Source organism: Brevundimonas sp. T2-11, assembly GCF_055397675.1.
On the sequence record NZ_AP027920.1, the window covers coordinates 1,961,175 to 1,982,852 of the forward strand.

The following is a 21,678-nucleotide window of genomic DNA, read 5'->3' on the forward strand; positions in this document are numbered from 1 at the left end:
GAATGGACTCGAAAACATGAGTCCAATTCGTCTGAATCGTCTGAAATCCGCGCGGCTGAACCGCAGCGCTGCCCCGACTTAGGCGCCGGGGCGACGGGGGGCAAGGCGAGAGAAAGGAGCACGGCCGTTTGCCGCATCCCTCGTTCGTCATCCTCCGGCGAGCGCAGCGAGACCGGGGGACCCAGCGGCGCCGGAGTCGATCTTACAGCGGAGCGCGGCGCGTGGACGTTTCGCGCTATCGCGCGCCGCTGGGTCCCCGGTCTGCGCCGCTGCGCGGCTTGCCGGAGGATGACGGAGAGAGGGTAAGGACTAGGGAGGGCCTTCGCCGGGATGAGCGGAGTGAGAATCAGAGACAGCCGGTGTCGCCGTAAATCACGCGGCGTTCAGTGAGCGTGCCTTTTGCATCGCCCTTCCACATGACCCGCACTTGAGCGTCGCAGACCAGCGGGATCAGGACCCAACGGAACTCCGCGTCACCCGTCACTGATCCGTCCGGATTTGATATCCGCTGCGGCTTCAAGCCTTGGGACCGCAGCCAGGGCGCCAAGGCGTCCTCCCTCGATCCTATTGGAAATTGCGTCTCCAGCCGGTTGGCGATGACGGTGCGCGCCTCGGCAGCGCCATTAGGAATATCTGCAAATAGTGGCGATGAAGGCGGCCCCATTGCACACCCTGCCGTCGCAAAAGCTAGAATTGTAACCAGAAATTTTCGCATGAAATTGCGATATCACGGTTACAAATGAAGCACACTTCCAATCAAGGTGCCCTACGGATTGATCGTCTCGAACCCGCCGTCCGTGCCGATGATGGCCAGGTCGGTGAGGTCGAGAAAGAGGCCGTGTTCGACCACGCCGGTCAGGCTCTTGAGGTCGGCGGCCAGGCGGGCCGGGTCGTTGATGACCTTGCAGGCGGCGTCGTAGATCAGGTTGCCGCCATCGGTGCGGACCAGGCCTCGCTCGGCCTGACGGACGCGGGCGGGCATCGGGATGTCGTGGTCGGCCAGGACGTCGGCGATGCGGTTGGCGGTCGTCTTGTGACCGAAGGCGACCACCTCGATCGGCAGGGGGAAGGTTCCCAGAACCGGGACCACCTTGGCGGCGTCGGCGATGCAGATGCAGCGGGCCGAGGCCTCCCACACCAGTTTCTCGCGCAGCAGGGCCGCGCCGCCGCCCTTGATGAGGGCCAGGCCCGGGCCGATCTCGTCGGCGCCGTCGACGGTCAGGTCGATGCGCGGCGTGTCCTCCAGCGTCGACAGGGTCAGACCCAGCTCGCGCGCCAGATCGGCGGTGCGTTCCGACGTCGGGACGCAACGCAGGTCGGGCAGGTTTCGCGCCGCCAGAGCTTTCACGAACCAGGCGGCGGTGGAGCCGGTGCCCAGACCGACCACCATGCCGGCCTCGACATGGGCGGCGGCGGCTTCGCCGGCGTTGCGTTTCTGGATGTCAGACATGGGCGGGCTTCCAAAGAAAGCCCTTCCCCCTTGATGGGGGAAGGGTTGGGATGGGGGTGAAATCAGTGGCGATGACCCGCCACCTTAAACATCTGGCGGCATCACCCCCAGCCCCGGCCCTTCCCCCATCAAGGGGGACGGGAGCTGAGAGCGACCTCACTTCTTCGCCGCCTTCTTTGCGCGCATCTTGTCCATGAAGCGGGCAGCCCAGCCCGGCTTCGTCGTCTGTTCGGCGCGGCCCAGCGCCAGATCGCCGGGCGCCACGTCCCTGGTCACCACCGAGCCGGAGCCGACCATGGCGCCCGCGCCGATGGTCACGGGGGCGACCAGGGAGGAGTTCGAGCCGACGAAGGCTCCCTCGCCCACCGTGGTGCGGTGTTTGAAGAAGCCGTCGTAGTTACAGAAGATGGTTCCCGCGCCGATGTTGGCCTTCGCGCCCACATGGCCGTCGCCGAGATAGGCCAGATGGTTGGCCTTGGCGCCTGCGTCCATGCGGACGTTCTTGACCTCAACGAAGTTGCCGATCTTGACCCCCTCGCCCAGGTCCGCGCCGGGGCGCAGGCGGGCGTAGGGGCCGACCTCGGCCTTGGTCGCGACCTTGGCGCCTTCGATATGGCTGAAGCTGCGGATGCGTGCGCCCTCGGCCACGACCGCGCCGGGGCCGAAGACGACGAAGGGCTCGATGGTCGTGCCGGCGCCGACTTCAGTGTCCCAGGCGAAGTGGACGGTGTCGGGGGCCGACATGGTCACGCCCTGCGCCAGGAAGTGCTCACGCTGGGTCTGCTGGAACAGGGCCTCGGCCTGGGCCAGTTCGGCTTGCGCGTTGACGCCCATGACGGAGTCTTCAGCGGCGAAGACGGCGCGGGTCGGGGCGCCGCGCTTGCGGGCCAGCTCGACCACGTCGGTCAGGTAGTATTCGCCCTTGGCGTTGTCGTTCTTCACCTCAGCCAGCAGGTCGAACAGCAGGCCGACCGGGGCGGCCATGACGCCGGAGTTGCAGGCGGTGATGGCCAGCACGTCTGCGGACGCCTCCTTGGCCTCGGTGATGGCCAGCAGATGGTCGCCCTCAAGGATCAGACGGCCGTAGGCGCCGGGATCGCGGGCCTCGAAGCCGATGACGGTGACGCCCTCGTGGCTGTCGGCGAAGACCGGCTCGATGTCGGCGGCCTTCAACAGGGGCACGTCGCCGTAGGTCACAACCACATGGCCGACGAAGTCGCCCAGAACAGCCTCGGCGGCGCGCACGGCGTGGCCGGTGCCCAGCGGCGGGTCCTGAACGGCGATGCTGTCGGCGCCGAGGCGCTTCTCGACATGGGCGCGGACTTCCGGCGAATGACTGCCGACCACGACCACGATGCGCTCGCAGCCCAGGGCCTCGGCGGCGTCGATGGCGTGGTCCAGCATGGCGCGCTGGCCGACCGGGTGCAGGACCTTGGGCAGGGGCGACTTCATCCGCGTGCCCTGGCCGGCGGCGAGGATAATGGCGGCCCTGGGATGACTATGGGGATGAGGTGCGGTCATGAATCGATCCGGCGGCTTGTCGTCCTGCGCGATCTAGCCCATTGCCGGGGTCTGCGCGAGCCGGGAGACGACATGAGCACTGAACGCGATCTGGAAGGCTGGACCATCGCCTTCGACCTGGACGGAACCCTGGTGGACTCGGCGCCCGACCTGATCGGCACGCTGAACCGGATGCTGGCGCAGTATGAGCTGCCGCCCGTGCCCATGTCCTCGGCCCGGCATCTGGTCGGACACGGCGCCATGGCCCTGTTGCGTCACGGCTTCATGGAGGCGGGCGCCGTCTGGGACGAGGCCCACGCCCCCGGCCTGTTCGAGCGCTTCATCGAGGACTATCTGGCCCACATCGCCGACGAGAGCCGCCCGTTCGACGGCGTGGTCCCGGCGCTGGAGCGACTGGCCGCGCGCGGCGCCATCCTGTGCGTCGCCACCAACAAGCGCACCGACCTGTCGGTGGCCCTGATCGAGGCGCTGGACCTGACGAAGCATTTCGCCTTCATCGCCGGGCCGGACGCAGTCTCGGCCCGCAAGCCCAGCGGGGCGCATATCCATGAGGCGGTGCAGAAGGCGGGCGGCGATCCGGCGCGCTGCGTCATGGTCGGCGACAGCACCACCGACACGAAGGCGGCGAAAGACGCGGGCGTGGCCTGCATCGTCGTCGGCTTCGGCTACAACGACGTGCCTCGCGAGGAACTGGGCGGTGATGTGGTGATCGACCACTACGACGGCTTCGAGGCCGCGCTGGCCGAGGTGATGGGCGCCTGAACATGAGCGTCAAGAACTTCTACCTGGCCATGGCGGTGGTCGGGACCGTGGTCCCCTGGCTCTTCTTCGGGTCCTTCTTCGCCCTGAACGGGTTGGATATTCCGCTCTTCCTGAAGTCGCTGTTCGTCAACGGCGCCGCCGGCGGTTTCTCGGCCGACGTGCTGATCGCCATCGTCGTATTCTGGGTGTGGTCGTGGCGGGATGCGGCCCGGCACAGGGTCACGCGCTGGTGGCTGGTGCTGCCGGCCAGCTTCTGCGTGGGACTGTCGCTGGCTCTGCCGCTCTACCTGTATCTGCGCGAACCGGTCGAACCTCAGAAAAACTAAAAGACGGCTCAGAACTTCTCAGCGTCAATCGCTCCCGGCGCGGTTGCCGTCGTCTCTTGCGCCAAACACATAGGACGACCGTTCCTCCCCCAAGGTCGTCATGTTCCGTCGCTTCTTCGCCATCCCCCTCTGGCAGCGCACCGCCGCCGGTTTCGCCCTGGGCATCATCGCCGGTCTGATCCTGCGCGAGCAGGCGACCGTCTGGCTGCAGCCGATCGGCGACGTCTATCTGAACCTGATCCGCATGGTGGTGGCGCCCCTGGTGCTGTTCACCATCGCCAGCTCGATCGCCAAGCTGGGCGAAGGCGTAGGCGCGGTGCGGCTGGGCGTGCGGACCATTGTCTGGTTCGCCATCACCTCCCTGCTGGCGGTGCTGGTCGGCTTCGCCTTCGGGCATCTGATCAATCCGGGCGTCGGCCTGGCCGACCTCCCGCTGGGCGAGGTGAAGGAACGGGTGATCCCGACGCCGCTTCAGGTCCTGCTGGGCGTCGTGCCGACCAATCCCTTCGCCTCTCTGGCCGAGGGCAAGGTGCTGCAGATCATCTTCTTCTCGGCCCTGCTGGGCGCGGCCCTGGTGGCGCTGGGCGACCGGGCGCAGAATGCGCGGCGGCTGGTGGACGAAGGCGCCGCCCTGATCTTCCGCATCACCCGCTGGGTGATCCAGTTGACGCCGTTTGGCGTGTTCGGCCTGATCGGTTCGGTGGTCGGCGGCTACGGCTGGGAGGCTCTGCTGCCGCTGGGCAAGTTCATCTTCGCCATCTATGCGGCCTGCCTGTTCCACATCCTGATCGTCTATTCGGGCCTGCTGAAGCTGCACGGCCTGAAGATCCGCAGCTTCTTCCGCGGGGCGTTTGCGGCCCAGCAGACGGCCTTCGCCACCTCCTCGTCGCTGGGCACCCTGCCGATCACCCTGCGCCAGACGGTCGAGCGCCTGGGCGTGCCGCAGGCCTATGCGGCCTTCGCCGTGCCTCTGGGGGCCAATGTGAAGATGGACGGCTGCGGCGCCATCTATCCGGCCATCGCCTCGATCTTCATCGCCCAGTATTTCCAGATCGACCTGACGCTGACCCAGTACGTCCTGATCGGCCTGACGGCGGTGCTGGGCTCGCTGGGGACGGCGGGGGTGCCGGGGACGAGCATCGTCATGCTGACCCTGACCCTGTCGACGGCGGGCCTGCCGCTGGAAGGCGTCGGCTACATCATCGCCATCGACCGGATCATCGACATGATGCGCACGGCCACCAACGTCACCGGCCAGATGGTCGTGCCCGTTCTGGTCGCCAAGGAGGAAGGCGTCCTGAACGAGGACATTTACAACGGGCACGTCGCCTGGCTGCCCGGCGATCCCGAGGCGGAGACGCCTGAAGGGGTCCGCACCGCCGGTATTTGATCAAAGAGGCTTGCCGTCGTCGGAATCGCGGGCTACATCGCGCCTCCCGACGGCCCAAGCCTTTCTGATTTGGCCGTTCTGCGCTGGACGCGTAGCTCAGCGGGAGAGCACCTCGTTCACACCGAGGGGGTCACAGGTTCAATCCCTGTCGCGTCCACCATCTTCTCACTCACGCTCAATTCGCCTTGCTCATCGCTCCGTGGGGGCGGCGAACGATCGCCGGCGCCCAGTCGAGCGCTGAATGGATGGTTCAAGGCGCAGCCTTTTGCCGCGAAGCGTCACGCCATCAGAAAACTGAGGCGCAGAACACCGTTGATGCCCTTGACCCCCATCCGCATGCAGATGGAACGCAGATGCGAGCGGACGGTATGGATGGACATGTCCAGCTTGCGGCTGATCTCCTTGGGGGCCTCGCCGCCCGCCAGGTGAACCAGAACCGACTTTTCAACGCGCGTCAGACCGAAGACGCAGCCCACGGCCGCAACCCTTTCTTCGTCCAGAGGCTTGACCGGCCGGGCGGCGGCGAACACCCGTCCGGGCGCTTCCGCGGCGGCGATGAGGTCCAGGATGCACCAGGCGTCATCCCCGGCCCGGAACAGAATGCGCCCCGATTTTTCCCGCCCCTCAGCCAGGCGCTTGAGCAAGAGATCCAGTTCCGCGCGGTTGCGATGGGCGGAACAGATGAACACCCCGCCCGATCCGAGCATGCCGCAGGCCGCCAGGTTTCGCGCGGCGGCGTTGCTGGTCAGCACGCGCCCGTTGAGGTCCAGGACAAAACGAGCCGTCTCATCGTTTTCGAACCAGGCCTCGGCCTCGGTGAAACGCGGGCTCGACCGGATGGCCAGAGGCCTGACGAAGGATCGTCGCTCAACGGCCGGAACCACGTTCTGGCCGCTTGAGATGGTCTGCATAAAAGGGGTGTCGAGAACGCCGACAGGCGCCCGGGCGAAATCCTGGTCAATCATGACGTCCCTGCTCCCAGCGACACACGCTCGGCGACCCAGCCCGATCACCAGCAGGCGCATGCCCTTTATTGCCGACATTGTTTCGACAATTCAGACAAGGGTTCAAGCAAATTTTAGAAAATATCAGTTTTCATTACAAAACCTCGAAAAATAAACCGCCAAATTTTGAAGAAACAAGTCAAATCATTTGATAAGCGTTTCGTAAAAACTATTCATTACCGAAAACAACAACGACATTTTTGCCGAAACGATAAAAATTTCAGGGCAGATATACAGAAAAACATCGCCCCCCACCTTTAATGAAAGCCCATCAATTGGGAGATATATCGACTGTAATAAGGTCTTCATACCGCCCGCCCATCTGCCCATTAATCAAACCCAAGACGAACGTCATGGGCAGGGCGATGCCGGCGAGCGTGCGAGGAGGATCAATTTCTCTTGTCCAGAGCGTCGAGAGATCGACCATCTCGCCGTCCAGTTCGACGGCATAGGGCACCACGGTGCCGTTCTCGACCTCCTCGACCCGATGCATGACGCCGCCATGCTGGGACTTGATCGACAGGGTGGAGGGCGCATTGGCTCGCACCTGAACAAAGATGCGTCGGGTCGCGCCCGTCGCCGCCTCCCCAAAGTCCACCACCTCCACGCTGGCTCCCGAGCCGAAGGCCCCGGCGGCCCCGGCCAGGTTCAACTGGGCCCGAGGCGTGGACTGAAGAACCAGGCGCAACGGGATCGGCGACATGAGATCGACGCCATCGACGTTCCTGACCCGCATGCGCAGATCGACGCCGTACTCTCCTGCGTCGGCGACGGCGTTCTGCACCACGACGGCGTCCATCTGGGCCACGCCCCGGGTCCCGGGAGGGAGCAGGTACTGGAAGACGCCCCTCTGCACGTCAGCAGCCTGGACGCCGGAAGATTCACGCGGTCGGAACTGAACCCCTACTCCCCCCAGAACGGCGCGCGTCACCTCCATGTCAGCGTCGTCCGTGAAAGAAAGGCGCAGATCGCACTCGCCCTCCCCCTTGTTCTCGAACCCCACATCCAGAGCCCCGGGCGTCGGCGCCACGGCGAAAGGATTATATTCGATCCGGATCGGCTGAGGGCCCTCAACCAGACCCAGATCACAGGCCTGGGTCGCCGTGGCGCCGGACAGGGCCGCGACCACGGCCGCGACAAGCCAGGTCGTCTTGCGGCGACCCGACCGGTCAGGACAGGGGTCGCGCCGTTCTGATTTCGCCCACATCGATAATTCCTTCCGCATTTTCAGGGATTACGAACTCCCCGACCACTTCCCCCTGAACCATCAGCCGATAACGTCCGGGCGCCATGCCGTCCGCGACGAACCGGCCGCCCCTGTTGGTGAAGAAGGGCTTGCCCGGGGCCCCTTCCGGCGCATCGACCGCCACGATGGAGCCCCCGATCAGGGCGACCGGCCCTTCAGGCGAAACCAGCACCCCCCTGGCGGTGTAGGAAGCGTCGCTGCCGACCACGACCCGGTATCCATTGCCGAAGCCCGGGAAGGTGTTGATCACGCCGCTGCCCAGATCGTAGCCCGGCGGCAAGGGGTCGACGTCCAGCTCATAGCGACGCACGCCATAGCCGCGATCAATGCCGGCCAGCGCCGGCCCGAACCAGCCGCTACGCGCGACGGGGTATCCGCTCGAATCCGTCAGGCTGACCCGCGCGCCCTTGAGCGTCGAATGGGGGGTGGCGATGACAAAGCCCTCACGCGCCGCACGGCCGACGCCGAAGGCGCCGTCGGCGTAACCGATCAGGGTCGACAGCCGCCACAGGGATTCCTGCCGCGTGACCCCGCCAGGCGTGGTGGACACCAGCCGATTGGAGATGATCTCGGCGTCAAAACGGTTGTTGATGTAACGCAGATCGCCCGAGATCGTTTGGTTGTTCCGATCCTCGGAGAAGCGCAGGTCGCCACTGAGATCGTTCAACCGCCCCGAAGACGAACGCGAGATGCCGACCTCGCGGAAATCATTCTGACTGTCATAGCGCGCCACGCCGCTCCAGCGGCCGCCGAAGCGTGTCGTCAGCGTCAGGCCGAAGCGGGTTTCCTCGATCCCGTCGCTGGTCGCGCCTCTCTGCCAGGCCAGGTTGACGCCGAAGCGCCTGAAGGTTCGGCCGATCGAAACACTGAAATCCGTTCGATCCTCCCATTGGCGCCCCTTCACATAGGCCGCGCCGAGACTGAGCGAATAGGCCTTGTAGCGCACCAGCGCCTGTCCGGCCGCCCGCCACTGTTCACGGTTGAAGGCCGAGTTGTCGAAAGCGGTCTGAAAGAACTTGCTCGTGGCCTGCGCCGAAGCGACGATGCGAAGCTCGACCTCGCGCGCCAGGGTGGCCTCGCGCATGTAGTCCACCGCCAGGATATAGCCCTGGTCGCTGGTGTCGCCGTTATGGCTGACAGCCGCGCTGGCCTGGATCAACCCCAGACGACTGCCCCAGGTCGCCAGCCCTCCGACCTGCCCGCGCCCGTCCGCCCACTGGGCGTTGGCCCCCAGGGTCAGGGCGTCGGTGATCCCCTTGCGCACGAAGCCCGTGGCGGCGAGCGTGGAGCCATATTCCAGCTGCCCGCCCTCCTCCAGAACCCCGGCGGAGACGCCGAAGTCCACGACCCCGGGGTCCAGCAGCCCGGCCCCGCCGAACAGGTCGAAGACCGCGATCTCCCGCTGGCCGCTGTCCTCCTCGACCAGAAGACGCACCGTATTGGCGCCCTGGCCAAAGGGAAAATCCGACAGGGAATAGGGCCCGGCGTCCAGCCTTATCCGTTCGACGATGACGCCGTTGACCTCGACGACGACCAGGGCCGGGCGGTCGAGCACGAACTGGCGACGGCCGGAAGGACGCACGTTCTGAAAGGGGCGAATGGTCGAATAGGCTCTCGCCGCCGACAAGCCGAGGAAACGCCGCGATCCCTGGAAACTCTCCACCGGCGGGGCGAACTCGCCGGCCGTCAGACGAATGGCGGACTGGAAAAAGTCCTTGGACAGCCTGATCTCGCGGCGACGCCAGCTCTGATCCTGGCTGCCGCCGTCATAGTCCACCCCTGCGGTCAGGGTGACGCCGTCGAAACCGCCGAGATTGGCGAACATGTCGATCCCGCCGGCCAGGGGACCGAAACGTCCCTCGTCGTGGGAATAGAGCTGCGCCAGATTGACATTGGCGCCCGCCGAGAAGCGCGCCGGCTGGTCGAAGGCCGCAGGGTCGATGACTTCGTTGCGGGCGAAGCTGACGTCCCGGCGCGCCCGGGCGTCGGCGGCCAGCTCGGCGACAAAGGTCAGGGACAGGGGGTCGAAGGCCAGCGAGAAGCCGGGGCCGCGCAGGTCGCCCATATTGACCTTCGACTGGGCGGCGATGACAGCCTTCAGGCGATCCCGAACCTCGACCGCGACCTTGAGGCCGAGCAGATCCATCAAGGCCACGGCGTCAATGACGCCCTCGCCCTGCATGTCGACCTCGCCGCTGATGTCGCCGAGATAGACGCCGTCGAGCGTCAACGGCCCCTGGATCGGCGTCAGCACCGGCGTGGGTCTGGCGCTGGGCGCCTCGTCCTGAGTCCCGCCGGTCGCCGCGCCGCTCATGGGGGGAACGACCGGCGCGGCGCCGGCGGCGAACGGGACGTTGGAGGCGTCCCGCTCGATCAAGACCGTCGATGCGGCGGGTGACCCCTCCGCTTCGACGGAATAGTCGCGCGCGGTGCGGATCACCTCATCCGTGAACAGAGGCGCATCCGCGCGAACGGGGGCGGCCACGCTGCCCCCCAGGCAGGCGGCCAGACCGAGACGCCGCCAGGTCGTTCTGCGACTGGCCATCTCACAGGGCGATCGCCGCAGTAACGTCGCCGGTCACCCCCGCCGTCAGGGCGGCGGGAATGCGGATCTGACGCGTGGCGCCGCCGGCGATGACACTGACCTCGCCGACATCGACGGCGGCGGCGGGAACCTCATGCGACCTGCCATCCGCCGTTCTCAACGTGAAGCGCGCCTCGCGAAGGTGGGCGAAGCCCGTGCCCGTGTTCCGCGCTGAAAGCAGCACGTCGCCGTTGGCGGAGCGCGACACCGACGTCACCTCCACGGCAGCCCGCGCATTGGCCGGCGCGACGAAAACATAGGTGTTGATGGTGAAGGCCACCTTGATGTCGGCTCCGGCGGCGCCGTCATCGGTCACGGTCTGCATATTGATCGGCAACTGGGCGGCGCGGACCAGATACATGCGCCCCTCGCCGTCAGCCTCGCCCAGATATCGGACCTGGACGACCTGTTCGCGATTGGGCGGAATGACGGACTGGACCGGAAAGACGACGATGTCGTTGTCTTCCGCCGTCAGGCTGCGGCCGCCGGCCTCATCCACCGTCATTCGATAGACCTCGATCTCCACCGTCGCGGCGGAAGAACTGTCGTTGCGAACGGTCAGGCGGTAGCTGGAACCACTGCCGGACGGGGTGATCTTGGCGACCATGGGCGACACGTCCATGGCCCGGACAGCGTTTGGCGATCCGATCGCCAGCATCGAGGCGACGGCCGCGATGGCGAATACGTGCAATCTCATGACTGCATCCTCCCCTGCAGATTGGCGCGCAGAAAAACGGGGAGCCGCTCCACCGGCTCCCCGTTTCGCTTTCCGGTCAGGCCGGGTTCAGCGCGAAGGTAAAGACTTCGGTATAGGTGCCGGCGGGAGCCGAAGCCGCGCCAGGACCCGAGGGGGCAGCCGCGCAGCCCGAAGAGCCGGGGTTGGTCGGATCACCCTGAGTGCCGCCCACGCCCGGGCCGCCCGGGACGTTGTAGCAAAGGTTCAGGAACAGGTCGGCGAAGATGCCGTCAGCCAGGGCCTGGCTGTAGCCGCCCGAGTTGGTGACGATCGCCGGGCTGCCGGGCCAGGTGTCGACGGCGGCGAAGCCGAGGCTCGGCACGCCCTGAACGACCAGATCCCAGTCATAGTTGATCAGCACGCCGGCCGGAGACTTGAAGTCGCCGTTCTGGGCGCTCGAGGTCAACTTGGCGCCGGTGGCCGAGTTGCAGGACATGCGCAGGGTGGTGACTTTCTGACGCGCGCCATTGGCCACGGCGACGTTGCCGCCCGCCACATTGGCCAGGCCGATGCCGCAGAAGTCAGTGACGCTGGTGGTCACGGTCACATTGGTCTGGGCGCTGGATACAGCGGGAATAGCAAGCAGAGCAGCAGCGGCGGCCGCCGCAATAGCAAAAGTACGCATATTAGCCTCCGAGGGTCATTGTTCTGAGTATCCAGACCGCCTGCACCGGGGATCAGGACATTGCGGCGCCTGCCACAATCCGGCCATTTAGTAGCCACTCACCTCGATCCGCATCCCCAAGACTGCTACTCTTTGTAGACTAGTCAAAATTGATGAGATTCCGCGTCCACAGGCGGTTTCCGGGTTAATTCCGCGCGACGACCGGAAGATCAGCCCCCCTGTTTCCGGCGACTTGACTCCCGACGAATCGTAAACGGAACCCAAAGCCGGGCCGATGGTTAATGGCCCGTTAACGTGCCGCTTACGGAATTCGGAATTCCCTCGGCGGATGAATTCAGTCGTCGCTTCATCGAAAACAGATCAATGGTCTAGTGAACAACCGGGGCTAAGGCAGATGGTTGAAAATTTCGATTTCAGGAATCGATCCAACACTTGTGATGAAAAAAACCAAGCAACAGCGATAGTTGCTGGAGGGGCCGGTTTTCTAGGATCACACCTCTGCACCCGACTTGTTGGAAGCGGCTTGTCTGTAATTTGCATAGACAACTTCCACACAGGAAGACCACAGAACGTCGCTCACCTGGAAACTTCCGGGAAGTTCACGTTGATGGAGCACGACATCAACACCCCCCTCCCCGAGGGCGTGCCGCCGGTGGATCAGATCTACAATCTGGCCTGCCCCGCCTCTCCGGTTCACTATCAGTACGACCGTGTGAAGACGGCCCTCACCTGCTCCCTCGGCACGCTGAACCTGCTGACCAAGGCGGCGCATGACCGGGCCCGCTTCTTCCAGGCGTCGACATCCGAGATCTACGGCGATCCGGAGGTCCACCCCCAGACGGAAAACTACCGCGGCAACGTCAACACGGTCGGACCTCGCTCCTGCTACGACGAGGGCAAGCGCTTCGCGGAAACCCTGGTGACCGATTTCGGCGCCCAGCATGGGCTGACGACCCGGATCGTGCGGATCTTCAACACCTACGGCCCCCGCATGCATCCCGATGACGGTCGGGTGGTGTCGAACTTCATCGTCCAGGCGCTGATGAACGAGGACATCACCATCTACGGCAGCGGCGACCAGACGCGCTCCTTCTGCTTCGTGGACGACCTGGTCGAAGGCTTCATCCGCCTGATGAACACAGACGACGGGATCGACGGCCCGGTCAACATCGGAAACCCCCACGAGACCACCGTCAACGAACTGGCGGAGCAGATCCTGCAGATGGCCGGTTCCAGCTCCCGGATCGTCCATCATCCTCTGCCGGTGGACGACCCGCGCCGTCGCAAGCCGGACATCTCGCGCGCCCTGCAGCATCTGAACTGGACCCCGCAGGTCCCGCTGCAGGTCGGCCTGGCCAGAACCATCGCCTATTTCACCGAAGAGATGAAACTGAACGGGCGCATGGCCAGCAACCTGGCCGCATCATGAAGAACGACACGACGGAAGCCTGACGACACGACGCGTAACGACTGGAAGACAGCAATCCAACACGGACATTCTGGGCGGGCCATTCGATGCAAAACTACGAAAGCAGTGTTCCGACGATCCTCATCTGGCTGTTCGCCATATCCCAGCTGCTTTACCTGGGATGCTTCCTGCTGGAGGTCTATTTCCGCTCCCTGCGCGTCCAGAGCGTCGACATGGACGACCCCATGCCCGCCGACGCCGACCTGCCCTTCATCGTTCTTCTCTATCCGGTCCTGCGCGAGCTGGAACGGACGATGGAGACGACCTTCACCGCCCTGGGCAAGCTGGATTATCCGCGAGATCGCTACCGTATCGTCGCCATCCCCAACGCCGACGACACCGAGACGATCGCCAGTCTGGAGCGCCTCTCGAAGGCCTATCCCTTTGTGGAGATCATGGAGGTGCCGCCGACCAGCGACGCCCGCTGGGACGCGGTCTGGAACGCCTGGGACGCCAACCCCAAGGCCTACTGGTGGCACCGGGGCAAGCGCGCGGGGGTCAAGGACCTGCCGCCCAAGAAGACCCGGCAACTGATCTACGCCCTCTATCAGGTCGCCCAGGACCGCCGCGGGCAGGCCAATCTGACCATCGACTACATCGACGCCGACAGCTGCCCCCCGGCCGACCACTTCAAGGCCGCGGCCATCGGACTGCAGAAGTACGACGTGCTGCAGGCGCGCAACGTCGCGGGCAACCTGACCGCCAGCCTGGCGGCCGCCTTCCACGCCTTCGACCACATGACCTGGGACGGCGCCAAGTACGGCCACCTTTCGGATCCGAAGCAACCCTTCTGGGTTCTGGGCAAGGGCCTTTTCTTCAAGGTCGACGACCTGATCGCCCTGGGCGGATTCCACCCCTGGATCACCATCGAGGACCCCGAGGTCGGCGAGCGCTTCTGGAAAAACGGCAAGACGCTGGGAATCATCGACGGCTCCCTGATCGAAGAAGTGCCTGAAACCTTCGGGGAAGGCATCACGCAGCGGAAACGCTGGGTCGCCGGCTTCTTCCAGAGCCTGGGCCGACCGCTGAAGGAGATGGATTTCAGCTTCGGCGAGCGCATGCGCGCCTGGACCAACTTCCTGCCCTGCATGTCCTTGTGGGTGAACACCCTGGGCATCCCCCTGGGGATCTGGGCGGCGTGGCGCTTCTTTACCGGCGACAACTTCCTGCCGTTGTGGCTGGTGGCGCTGTCGATCTTCAACATCGTGGCCTTCACCCTGCTGATCCTCGGCCTCTATCTGCGGACCTGGATGCGGACGGGCCTGGTGCTGGAGCGCACACGCGACCGCATCGGCTACATGCTGATGGTCAATCCCGTGTTCGTGATGGTCTGGTGGTGCGTCTGGATCATTCCGCTGACGCTCGGCTTCGTCATGTATCTGAAGGACAGCGGCCAGGTCTGGCAGCGCACCGAGAAGATCGACGCCAACAATACGCTCGTGCGGTCCAAGCTGGACCAGTACGGCGTCCTTCCCCATCACCACTGAGCGGACGCGGTCATGGACAAGCATATCCTGATCACGGGCGGCGCCGGATTCATCGGTTCGCACCTGGTCGACGCCATGCTGGCGCGCGGCTATCGCGTCAGCGTCCTGGACAACCTGTCGCCCCAGGTTCACGGCGACGGCGAAATGGACGCCGACGGCTGGCCCGTCTACCTTGACCCGCGCGCGCGTCGCATCCGGGGCGACATCCTGGATGAAGGCGTGTTCGAGGCCGCGCTGGATGGCGTGACCCACCTGGCCCACCTGGCGGCCTCGGTCGGCGTCGGTCAGAGCATGACCAATATCGTCGACTACACGCGCAACAACGTCATGGCCGCCGCCGTCATGCTGGAGGTCCTGTCGCAGAAGCCGCACCAGGTGCAGAGGATTGCGGTGGCCTCCTCCATGTCGATCTATGGCGAAGGCGACTACATTCGTCCTTCGACCCACGCCCATGTCACGGCCGAGGTGCGCCCGCACGCACAGCTGGAAGCGCGCCAGTGGGAACTCATGGTCGACGGCGAGGAACTGGAGCCGGTCCCGACCTCGGAAGACAAGCTGCTTCAGCCCAATTCCATCTACGCGGTGAACAAGCGCGACCACGAAGAGATGTTCCTGTCGGTCGGCCGCGCCCTGCGGATACCGACCGTCGCCCTGCGGCTGTTCAACGCCTATGGATCACGTCAGGCGCTGAGCAATCCCTACACCGGGGTCGCCGCCATCTTCATATCCCGCCTGTTGAACGACCAGCCCCCCCTGGTGTTCGAGGACGGCCGGCAGATGCGCGACTTCGTCCATGTTCAGGATGTCGCCCGCGCCTTCGCGACCGTCCTGGACAGCGATCGCCAGACCTGGGACGCCTTCAACGTCGGCAGCGGCGCGCCCATCTCGGTCAACGAAATCGCCGGCGTCCTGGCGCGCCTGCTGGGCAAGAACATCGCCCCCGAGGTGCTGAACCGCTATCGCGTCGGCGATATCCGACACTGTTTCGGCGACATCTCCAGAATCGCGGCCGCCTATGACTTCAAACCGGAACGCGACATGGAAAGCGGCATGGCGGAGCTGATCGAATGGGTCTCGCGCGCCAAGCCGCCTCGTGATCGGAGCGCCGAAAGCCTGGCCGAACTCACACGAGGAAAACTCGTCGTCTGAAAGTATTAACCAAACCCATCCAGTCTAGCTCAAGCGCCTTCCTCTGCGTCGATGAGAACACGACGCGCCGATATTATCGTCAAGGAAAGTTCATGACCGACCACCGTCGCCGCAGCGCATCGAAAACCTCATTCGCAGGAGCCCTGCTCGCCATGAGCGCCATGGGCTGGGCCGGAACCGCGGCGGCGCAAAGCGACGTGACGGTTTTCGCCGGCGGCAAGCTGGACGTCGCGGACTCCGCCTACGTCGGGGCCACGTTCGGACTGCCGGGATCAAGGGACGGCAAGGGCTGGGCCGTGCGCGGCGCCGCCTTCACCGGCAGCTATGACTATCAAAGCGGACCGACCACGATCGACGCCGACTTCACGGGCGGCCAGGCCGAGCTGATCTATCGCTACGGATCAGGGCCGACCTGGGGCAGCGTCGGCGTGGGATACCGTTACGTGAACACGGACCTCAGCCCGGCAGACCCCGGCAACCGGCGCGACGGCGGCGAAGGCGAGGTCATGGTCAGTCTGGACGGCGGCCATGTCGCCGGCCCCTGGCGCGTCGATTGGTACGGGTCCTATGGCTTCACCCTCGACGACTACGACGCCCTGGTCAGCCTGACCCACACGATCGGCGGGTCAGGACGCGTCCGCGCTGGTCTCGAGGTCGCCGCCGATGGGGATTCCAACTACTCCGCCTACCATGTCGGGCCCATGCTGGGCGTGAAGATGGGCGATGACGCGGAATTCCAGATCTCCGCCGGCCTGAGCGACGGAGACAACCGTGATTCCGACGGCTATGTCCGCGTAGGTTTCTATCGCAGCTTCTGAGCAGCGGCGGACTTGAAAGCTCAGCCGTAATAACGGCCGCCCAAAGTCGACTGTAATTCAGCCCTAAAACCACCCCCAGGCCATCGTTAACCCGGCGTTATCCCCGGGGAGCTTAACGATCGCGCTTACTCTTCTCCGCGACTTGAGAAGGTTAGGCGTAGTATGCTGACGCTTCCGTCACGACGTTCCTTACTGGCTGGTCTGGCCTTGGCCCCCGCCCTGACGGTGGCCCCGCATGGCGCCTGGGCCGTGCCCGAGGGAGAAGGCGCCGCATTGCCCGACGCGCGTCATCCTCTCCCGTCCCTGGCGCGCGCCGCCCGTCGTGGCGGTCGCTACTACGGCGCCGCTGCCCGCGCGGATCACCTGGTTCAGGACAAGGCTCTGCGCGCCGCTGTTCTGCGGGACTGCGACGTGCTGACCCCGGAGATTCACCTCAAGTGGAACTCGCTTGAGTGGCGCAAGGGGCAGTTCAACTTCGCCCCCGTCGATGACCTGCTGGCCTTTTCGGACGAGAACGGCCTGCGCGTTCGCGGACACACCCTGCTGTGGGAACAGAGCACGCCCGACTGGGCCAGGCGTGAAATGCTGGATCGTCGCGACTGGCGCCTGATGGCCGACCACTTCTCGCGCGTTCTGGAGCGCTATGGATCGCGCATCAACGAGTGGGACGTGATCAACGAACCCATCGACACCGAGACCGGCGCGCAAAACCTTCGTCGCAGCACCTTCTTCCGCGCATTCGGCCCGACCTATATCGAGCGAGCGATGGAGGAGGCCCGCAGCCATGCGCCTCATGCCCATCTGGTCATCAACGACTACGGGTTCGAGTACGGCAATCCTGTCGACAAGGCGCGTCGACAAGCCTTTGTCGCCCTGCTCCGTCGCCTGCGAGCGGCCGGCACGCCCCTGGACGGCGCCGGCGTTCAGGCCCACCTGGATCTGTCCAAGGGCCCGCTGGACAAGGCCGGCCTTCAGGACATGACCAAGGCGCTGATCGATCTGGGACTGGATGTCACGATCACGGAACTGGACGTCAAGGAAGGCGCTGTGGCGGCCTCGCACGCCGCGCGCGACCAGATGGTCGCCGACGAGACGCGACGCTACCTCGACATCATGTTGGCCTTCCCCGAGGTGCGCGGCGTCGTGACCTGGGGACTGACCGACAAGTTCTCCTGGCTCAGCGAACAGGTCGATGGCCGGGCGCGCGCCGCCCAGGGCCTGAACCGCGGCCTGCCCTATGACGAGAGCTATATGCCGAAGCCCATGTATTGGGCCCTGTCGGACACCCTGGGCGTCAACAGCTAAGCGAGTTCCGCCCGCAAGCTTGACCGCAGGCCCTCAACCCGGCTTTTTGCATCAGGAACACGCACCCTTTCGCTTCCGCTCGCGTTAGGTGAGCGATATGGGGGGCCAGAGTGCGGACACTCGCCAAGACAATTGATCTGGTCGCGGCGTTCGACGCATCGCCCAATCCCTACATGCTGCTGGACGCCCAGTTGCGGTACGCCGGGATGAATCAGGCCTATCTGGATGTGACGCACCGCACCCGGGAAGAGCTGCTGGGGCAGCCTGTGATGCAGGCCTTCGACGCCGGTCCAGGCGAAGAAGCACCGGAAAACGCTCGCCAACTGGCCGCGTCCTTCGAGAAGGTGCTGACCACTGGCGAACCCGACTATCTGGCGGTGCTCCACTATCCCATCCCGATAAGACAGGCGGACGGCGCGGTCGTCTATGACGATCGCTACTGGAGTTGCACCCACACCCCCATCAAGGACACGTCCGGTCGCGTCACCCACATCCTGCAACACACCAGCGACATTTCCGAGCTGGAGAGACTGCGTCGCCAGGTCGGCAAACTCCGCCCCGAGGACGCCACCTCAGCCCTGGACAGCCTGATCGGCGGCGGCATGTTCCGCCGCGCCATGAACGTTCAGGCGGATAATCGGCGACTGGAGACGGAACGGCGGCAACTGCTCGACATGTTCATGCAGACGCCAGGCTTCGTCGCCGTGCTGAACGGGCCGGAGCACGTGATCCAGTTGCACAACGGCGCCTATGGCCAGTTGATCGGTCACCGCGACGTGGTGGGCAAACCCATTCGCGAAGCCCTGCCGGAGCTGGCCGGCCAAGGCTACTATGACTTCCTCGACGAGGTGCTGGCGACCGGAGAGCCCTTCCAGGGACGGCAGAGCCCCGTGCAGTTGCAGCAGACGCCCAATGGTCCGCTGGCGACCCGCTATCTGAACTTCATCTATCAGCCGATCCGCAATGACGGCGGAGAGATCGTAGGCGTCTTCGTTCAGGGGCACGACGTCACCGACACCGTTCTGGCCGCCGAGCGCCAGAAGCTGATGATCGACGAATTGAACCACCGGGTGAAGAACACCCTTGCAACCGTCCAGTCGATCGCCATGCAGACGGCGCGATCGCACGAGGACCCGCGTTCCTTCGCCGAGACCTTCCAGTCACGCATCCTGTCGCTGTCGCACACCCACGACCTGTTGACCCGCAGCCATTGGGAAGGCGCCGAGCTTCGGGAGATACTGGAGCACGAAACCACGGCCTACGGCCCGCACCGTCTGACCCTGAACGGTCCGAACGTCGCGCTCGATCCCGCCATGGCCGTGTCGCTGGGCATGATCTTTCATGAACTCGCCACCAACGCGGCCAAGTATGGAGCCCTGACGCCGGGCGACGGACGGGTGCTGGTCGACTGGTCTCTGGCCGACCTGACGGACCCGCAACTCATCATCTTCTGGCGCGAGACCGGCGGGCCGTCGGTGGCTCAGCCGGAACGTCGCGGCTTCGGCAGTCGTTTGATCGAGCGTAATGTCCGACACGATCTGGCAGGCACGGTTCAGATGCATTACCGCGACGACGGTTTCATCGCCGAGATCGCCATTCCGTTGAACAAGGAAGTCGCATGACCACAGCTTTGCAGGGCCGTCGCGTGCTGGTGATCGAGGACGAATCCCTGGTCGCCATGCTGCTCGAGACGATTCTGGACGACATGGGCTGCGCCGTGGTCGGCCCGGAATCCAATATCGACGACGGTCTGATCTCGGCCACGACCGAACCCTCGCTGGACGCCGCCCTGCTGGACGTCAACGTGGCGGGACGGGAGGTCTTTCCCGTGGCCGAGGCGCTGAAGGCCCGCGGCGTGCCCTTCGTCTTCTCGACCGGCTATGGCGAGGCGGGACTGCCCGAGCACTGGCGCGGCAATCCGACCATCCAGAAACCCTTCACAGAGGGCGCCATACGCGACGCCCTGATGAAGGCCCTGAACATCAGCCGCGTCTGAGATCCTTCAGCACCGCGCGCGCCGCATTGTGTCCCGGCACCCCTGTCACCCCGCCGCCGGGGTGCGCGCCTGATCCGCACAGATAGAGGTCCGGAACCGGCATCCGGTGATCCGCGTGGCCCAGCACCGGCCGGGCGCTGAACAGCTGATCCAGCGTCAGACGGCCGTGGAAGATGTCGCCGCCGATCAGACCGAAGCGCCGCTCCAGATCGCGCGGCCCCAGGGCCAGCCGCCCGACCACCGAGGCCTTGAAGCCCGGCGCGTGGGCCTCGACCGTCTCGATCATCAGATCGGCCACCGTATCGCGATGTTCGTCCGCCAGATCGGGCGAGACATGCTGGCAGAACAGGCTGGCGACGTGCTGGCCGGGCGGCGCCAGGCTGTCGTCCAGGGTCGAGGGGATCAGCATCTCGACGATCGGCTTTGACGACCAGCCGTTCAGCCGCGCCTCGGCGTGGGCGCGGTCCATATAGGCCAGGGTCGGGGCGATGATGATGCCCGCCGTCAGGTGGTCGCCCGCGTCCGGCAAGGCGGTGAAGCGCGGCAGTTCGGACAGGGCGACGTTCATGCGGAAGGTGCCCGAGCCCGAGGCGTAGCGGCTCATGCGTTCGGTGAAGTCCGCCGGGACCGCCGCCGGATCGACCAGACGGTCGAACAGCAGACGCGGATGAAGGTTGGAGACGACGGCGCGGGCGCGGATCACATCCCCCGCCTCGGTCACGGCCCCGACCGCCCTGCCCTTCTCCGTCAGCACCTCGGCGACCGGCGTATCCAGGCGAATGTCGACGCCCTGCTCGGCGCAGGCGGCGGCCATGGCCTGGGTGATCGCCCCCATGCCGCCGATGGCGTGGCCCCAGGCCCCCTTCTTGCCGTTCACCTCGCCAAAGACATGGTGCAGCAGGACATAGGCCGAGCCGGGCGTATAGGGACTGGCGTAGTTGCCGACGACGCTGTCGAAACCGAACAGGGCCTTGATCGGATCGCTCTCGAACCAGCCGTCCAGCCAGTCGCCCGCCGACTTGGCGAACAGGTCCAGCAGGTCGCGCTGCGCCGCCAGACCCAGACCTGAAACGCGCCGTCCCAGCGAAGCCGCCTTCAGCATTTCCGGCAGGGCCGCCAGCCAGCCGCCTTCCGCCACGTTCGGCGGCGTGGTCAGGATCAGGTCGCGCAGGATGGCGGCGACCGCCTCCAGCCGCGCCTCATAATCGGGCAGGCGTTCGGCGTCGCGGGCCGAGAACTTGGCTACCTCGGCCCGGGTCCGGCCCTCGCCGGTCAGCAGGTAGCGGCTGTCGTCGAAGGGCAGGAAGTTGGCCGCGCGCCGCTCGACCACGCGCAGACCATGGCGCGGCAGCCCCATGTCGGCGATGACGCGCGGGTTCAGCAGGCTGACGGTGTAGCTGGCGGTCGAGTTGCGGAAGCCGGGATGGAATTCCTCGGTCACCGCCGCCCCGCCGACCACGCCGCGCCGTTCCAGCACCGTCACCTTCAACCCCGCGCGCGCCAGATAGAAGGCGCAGACCAGCCCGTTGTGGCCTCCGCCGATGATGACGATGTCCGTGTTCGTTTGCGCCATGTCGCCCCTCTGCGGAGCGAGGCTAGCATCGGAAACCCGCGACGTCAGGACGCCGGAAACAGTCCCGTGACGCCCTTGGCGATCAGATAGATCTGTCCGGCCATGGCGGCGGCGCTCAACAGCGTCAGGGCCACGACCATGGATCGAGGGGTGGTCAGCCCTGGCTTGGGCAGCATTATCGGATCTCCGCCTTGGATCATCCAATGATACAACTCTCAAAGCCCTTAATACAACCCTA

At 65.3% G+C, this 21,678-nt stretch carries 20 protein-coding genes and 1 tRNA gene; 11 read left to right on the forward strand and 10 right to left on the reverse strand.

The genetic code is table 11. The features are described from left to right. Positions 1-346: 346 nt before the first annotated feature. From ACZ5XO_RS09795 to glmU, 3 genes are all read right to left on the reverse strand, one after another. Positions 347-547 carry a hypothetical protein gene (locus tag ACZ5XO_RS09795; RefSeq protein WP_464162170.1) on the reverse strand — a complete coding sequence of 67 codons (201 nt, stop codon included), beginning with the start codon at positions 545-547 and terminating at the stop codon, positions 347-349. A gap of 219 nt (positions 548-766) precedes the next feature. Beyond that, positions 767-1,450, reverse strand: a complete 684-nt coding sequence (gene rpiA, locus ACZ5XO_RS09800; protein WP_464162171.1) for a ribose-5-phosphate isomerase RpiA — start codon at positions 1,448-1,450, stop codon at positions 767-769. Between the two features lie 156 nt (positions 1,451-1,606). After that, entirely contained in the window at positions 1,607-2,971 is a 1,365-nt protein-coding gene (gene glmU, locus ACZ5XO_RS09805; RefSeq protein ID WP_464162172.1) for a bifunctional UDP-N-acetylglucosamine diphosphorylase/glucosamine-1-phosphate N-acetyltransferase GlmU, read from the reverse strand. Positions 2,972-3,043: 72 nt separating this feature from the next. On the opposite strand from glmU, the gene ACZ5XO_RS09810 reads away from it, so the two are divergent. The 4 genes from ACZ5XO_RS09810 to ACZ5XO_RS09825 all read left to right on the forward strand — a co-directional run bounded on the left by ACZ5XO_RS09810 (position 3,044) and on the right by ACZ5XO_RS09825 (position 5,609). Continuing rightward, positions 3,044-3,733, forward strand: coding sequence for an HAD-IA family hydrolase (locus tag ACZ5XO_RS09810; RefSeq protein WP_464162173.1), 690 nt, complete (start codon positions 3,044-3,046; stop codon positions 3,731-3,733). 2 nt (positions 3,734-3,735) lie between these two features. Then, positions 3,736-4,059 (forward strand): DUF2834 domain-containing protein, encoded by a 324-nt coding sequence (locus tag ACZ5XO_RS09815; protein WP_464162174.1) that lies wholly within the window; start codon positions 3,736-3,738, stop codon positions 4,057-4,059. Positions 4,060-4,159: 100 nt separating this feature from the next. Continuing rightward, positions 4,160-5,449 (forward strand): dicarboxylate/amino acid:cation symporter, encoded by a 1,290-nt coding sequence (locus ACZ5XO_RS09820; RefSeq protein WP_464162175.1) that lies wholly within the window; start codon positions 4,160-4,162, stop codon positions 5,447-5,449. Positions 5,450-5,534: 85 nt separating this feature from the next. Next, positions 5,535-5,609: transfer RNA gene (locus ACZ5XO_RS09825), tRNA-Val, on the forward strand. 118 nt (positions 5,610-5,727) lie between these two features. On the opposite strand, the gene ACZ5XO_RS09830 is transcribed toward ACZ5XO_RS09825, so the two are convergent. The 5 genes from ACZ5XO_RS09830 to ACZ5XO_RS09850 all read right to left on the reverse strand — a co-directional run bounded on the left by ACZ5XO_RS09830 (position 5,728) and on the right by ACZ5XO_RS09850 (position 11,644). After that, complete coding sequence (locus ACZ5XO_RS09830) at positions 5,728-6,414, reverse strand: helix-turn-helix transcriptional regulator (protein WP_464162176.1); 687 nt, start codon at positions 6,412-6,414, stop codon at positions 5,728-5,730. Between the two features lie 310 nt (positions 6,415-6,724). Continuing rightward, positions 6,725-7,660, reverse strand: a complete 936-nt coding sequence (locus ACZ5XO_RS09835; RefSeq protein ID WP_464162177.1) for a hypothetical protein — start codon at positions 7,658-7,660, stop codon at positions 6,725-6,727. Beyond that, positions 7,623-10,244 (reverse strand): fimbria/pilus outer membrane usher protein, encoded by a 2,622-nt coding sequence (locus ACZ5XO_RS09840; protein ID WP_464162178.1) that lies wholly within the window; start codon positions 10,242-10,244, stop codon positions 7,623-7,625. Before ACZ5XO_RS09840 ends, ACZ5XO_RS09835 begins: the two co-directional genes overlap by 38 nt. A gap of 1 nt (position 10,245) precedes the next feature. Further along, positions 10,246-10,980 (reverse strand): fimbrial biogenesis chaperone, encoded by a 735-nt coding sequence (locus ACZ5XO_RS09845; protein ID WP_464162179.1) that lies wholly within the window; start codon positions 10,978-10,980, stop codon positions 10,246-10,248. A gap of 76 nt (positions 10,981-11,056) precedes the next feature. After that, positions 11,057-11,644 carry a hypothetical protein gene (locus ACZ5XO_RS09850; RefSeq protein ID WP_464162180.1) on the reverse strand — a complete coding sequence of 196 codons (588 nt, stop codon included), beginning with the start codon at positions 11,642-11,644 and terminating at the stop codon, positions 11,057-11,059. A gap of 460 nt (positions 11,645-12,104) precedes the next feature. On the opposite strand from ACZ5XO_RS09850, the gene ACZ5XO_RS09855 reads away from it, so the two are divergent. The 7 genes from ACZ5XO_RS09855 (at position 12,105) to ACZ5XO_RS09885 (ending at position 19,867) form a co-directional block, all read left to right on the forward strand. Beyond that, complete coding sequence (locus ACZ5XO_RS09855) at positions 12,105-13,073, forward strand: UDP-glucuronic acid decarboxylase family protein (protein WP_464164898.1); 969 nt, start codon at positions 12,105-12,107, stop codon at positions 13,071-13,073. A gap of 86 nt (positions 13,074-13,159) precedes the next feature. Beyond that, the gene (locus ACZ5XO_RS09860) at positions 13,160-14,599 is read left to right on the forward strand and encodes a glycosyltransferase family 2 protein (RefSeq protein WP_464162181.1); all 1,440 of its coding nucleotides are present in this window, start codon (positions 13,160-13,162) and stop codon (positions 14,597-14,599) included. Positions 14,600-14,611: 12 nt separating this feature from the next. After that, positions 14,612-15,748, forward strand: coding sequence for an NAD-dependent epimerase/dehydratase family protein (locus ACZ5XO_RS09865; protein ID WP_464162182.1), 1,137 nt, complete (start codon positions 14,612-14,614; stop codon positions 15,746-15,748). Positions 15,749-15,840: 92 nt separating this feature from the next. Further along, positions 15,841-16,566 (forward strand): cellulose biosynthesis protein BcsS, encoded by a 726-nt coding sequence (gene bcsS / locus ACZ5XO_RS09870; protein ID WP_464162183.1) that lies wholly within the window; start codon positions 15,841-15,843, stop codon positions 16,564-16,566. 162 nt (positions 16,567-16,728) lie between these two features. Continuing rightward, on the forward strand, positions 16,729-17,871 hold the full coding sequence (locus ACZ5XO_RS09875) for an endo-1,4-beta-xylanase (RefSeq protein ID WP_464162184.1): 1,143 nt from the start codon (positions 16,729-16,731) through the stop codon (positions 17,869-17,871). A 110-nt stretch (positions 17,872-17,981) separates the two neighbouring features. Further along, positions 17,982-19,493, forward strand: coding sequence for an HWE histidine kinase domain-containing protein (locus ACZ5XO_RS09880; RefSeq protein ID WP_464162185.1), 1,512 nt, complete (start codon positions 17,982-17,984; stop codon positions 19,491-19,493). After that, positions 19,490-19,867: a response regulator gene (locus ACZ5XO_RS09885; protein WP_464162186.1), complete on the forward strand. Its 378-nt coding sequence runs from the start codon at positions 19,490-19,492 to the stop codon at positions 19,865-19,867. The genes ACZ5XO_RS09880 and ACZ5XO_RS09885 overlap by 4 nt, the downstream gene beginning before the upstream one ends. Here the strand turns inward: ACZ5XO_RS09885 and ACZ5XO_RS09890 are convergent. Next, positions 19,854-21,440, reverse strand: coding sequence for a phytoene desaturase family protein (locus ACZ5XO_RS09890; protein WP_464162187.1), 1,587 nt, complete (start codon positions 21,438-21,440; stop codon positions 19,854-19,856). The genes ACZ5XO_RS09885 and ACZ5XO_RS09890 overlap by 14 nt on opposite strands. Before the next feature lie 44 nt (positions 21,441-21,484). Further along, positions 21,485-21,616 (reverse strand): hypothetical protein, encoded by a 132-nt coding sequence (locus ACZ5XO_RS09895; RefSeq protein WP_464162188.1) that lies wholly within the window; start codon positions 21,614-21,616, stop codon positions 21,485-21,487. Between the last annotated feature and the right edge of the window lie 62 nt (positions 21,617-21,678).

What these genes read in the sequence shown, in the direction of transcription:
- ACZ5XO_RS09815 (WP_464162174.1), top strand. Translation starts at nt 3,736, where the DNA reads ATGAGCGTCAAGAACTTCTACCTGGCCATGGCGGTGGTCGGGACCGTG.
- ACZ5XO_RS09875 (WP_464162184.1), top strand. Translation starts at nt 16,729, where the DNA reads ATGCTGACGCTTCCGTCACGACGTTCCTTACTGGCTGGTCTGGCCTTG.
- ACZ5XO_RS09860 (WP_464162181.1), top strand. Translation starts at nt 13,160, where the DNA reads ATGCAAAACTACGAAAGCAGTGTTCCGACGATCCTCATCTGGCTGTTC.
- ACZ5XO_RS09865 (WP_464162182.1), top strand. Translation starts at nt 14,612, where the DNA reads ATGGACAAGCATATCCTGATCACGGGCGGCGCCGGATTCATCGGTTCG.
- ACZ5XO_RS09835 (WP_464162177.1), bottom strand. Translation starts at nt 7,660, where the DNA reads ATGTGGGCGAAATCAGAACGGCGCGACCCCTGTCCTGACCGGTCGGGT.
- glmU (WP_464162172.1), bottom strand. Translation starts at nt 2,971, where the DNA reads ATGACCGCACCTCATCCCCATAGTCATCCCAGGGCCGCCATTATCCTC.
- ACZ5XO_RS09840 (WP_464162178.1), bottom strand. Translation starts at nt 10,244, where the DNA reads ATGGCCAGTCGCAGAACGACCTGGCGGCGTCTCGGTCTGGCCGCCTGC.
- ACZ5XO_RS09890 (WP_464162187.1), bottom strand. Translation starts at nt 21,440, where the DNA reads ATGGCGCAAACGAACACGGACATCGTCATCATCGGCGGAGGCCACAAC.
- ACZ5XO_RS09810 (WP_464162173.1), top strand. Translation starts at nt 3,044, where the DNA reads ATGAGCACTGAACGCGATCTGGAAGGCTGGACCATCGCCTTCGACCTG.
- ACZ5XO_RS09895 (WP_464162188.1), bottom strand. Translation starts at nt 21,616, where the DNA reads ATGCTGCCCAAGCCAGGGCTGACCACCCCTCGATCCATGGTCGTGGCC.
- ACZ5XO_RS09850 (WP_464162180.1), bottom strand. Translation starts at nt 11,644, where the DNA reads ATGCGTACTTTTGCTATTGCGGCGGCCGCCGCTGCTGCTCTGCTTGCT.
- ACZ5XO_RS09885 (WP_464162186.1), top strand. Translation starts at nt 19,490, where the DNA reads ATGACCACAGCTTTGCAGGGCCGTCGCGTGCTGGTGATCGAGGACGAA.
- ACZ5XO_RS09820 (WP_464162175.1), top strand. Translation starts at nt 4,160, where the DNA reads ATGTTCCGTCGCTTCTTCGCCATCCCCCTCTGGCAGCGCACCGCCGCC.
- ACZ5XO_RS09845 (WP_464162179.1), bottom strand. Translation starts at nt 10,980, where the DNA reads ATGAGATTGCACGTATTCGCCATCGCGGCCGTCGCCTCGATGCTGGCG.
- ACZ5XO_RS09830 (WP_464162176.1), bottom strand. Translation starts at nt 6,414, where the DNA reads ATGATTGACCAGGATTTCGCCCGGGCGCCTGTCGGCGTTCTCGACACC.
- bcsS (WP_464162183.1), top strand. Translation starts at nt 15,841, where the DNA reads ATGACCGACCACCGTCGCCGCAGCGCATCGAAAACCTCATTCGCAGGA.
- rpiA (WP_464162171.1), bottom strand. Translation starts at nt 1,450, where the DNA reads ATGTCTGACATCCAGAAACGCAACGCCGGCGAAGCCGCCGCCGCCCAT.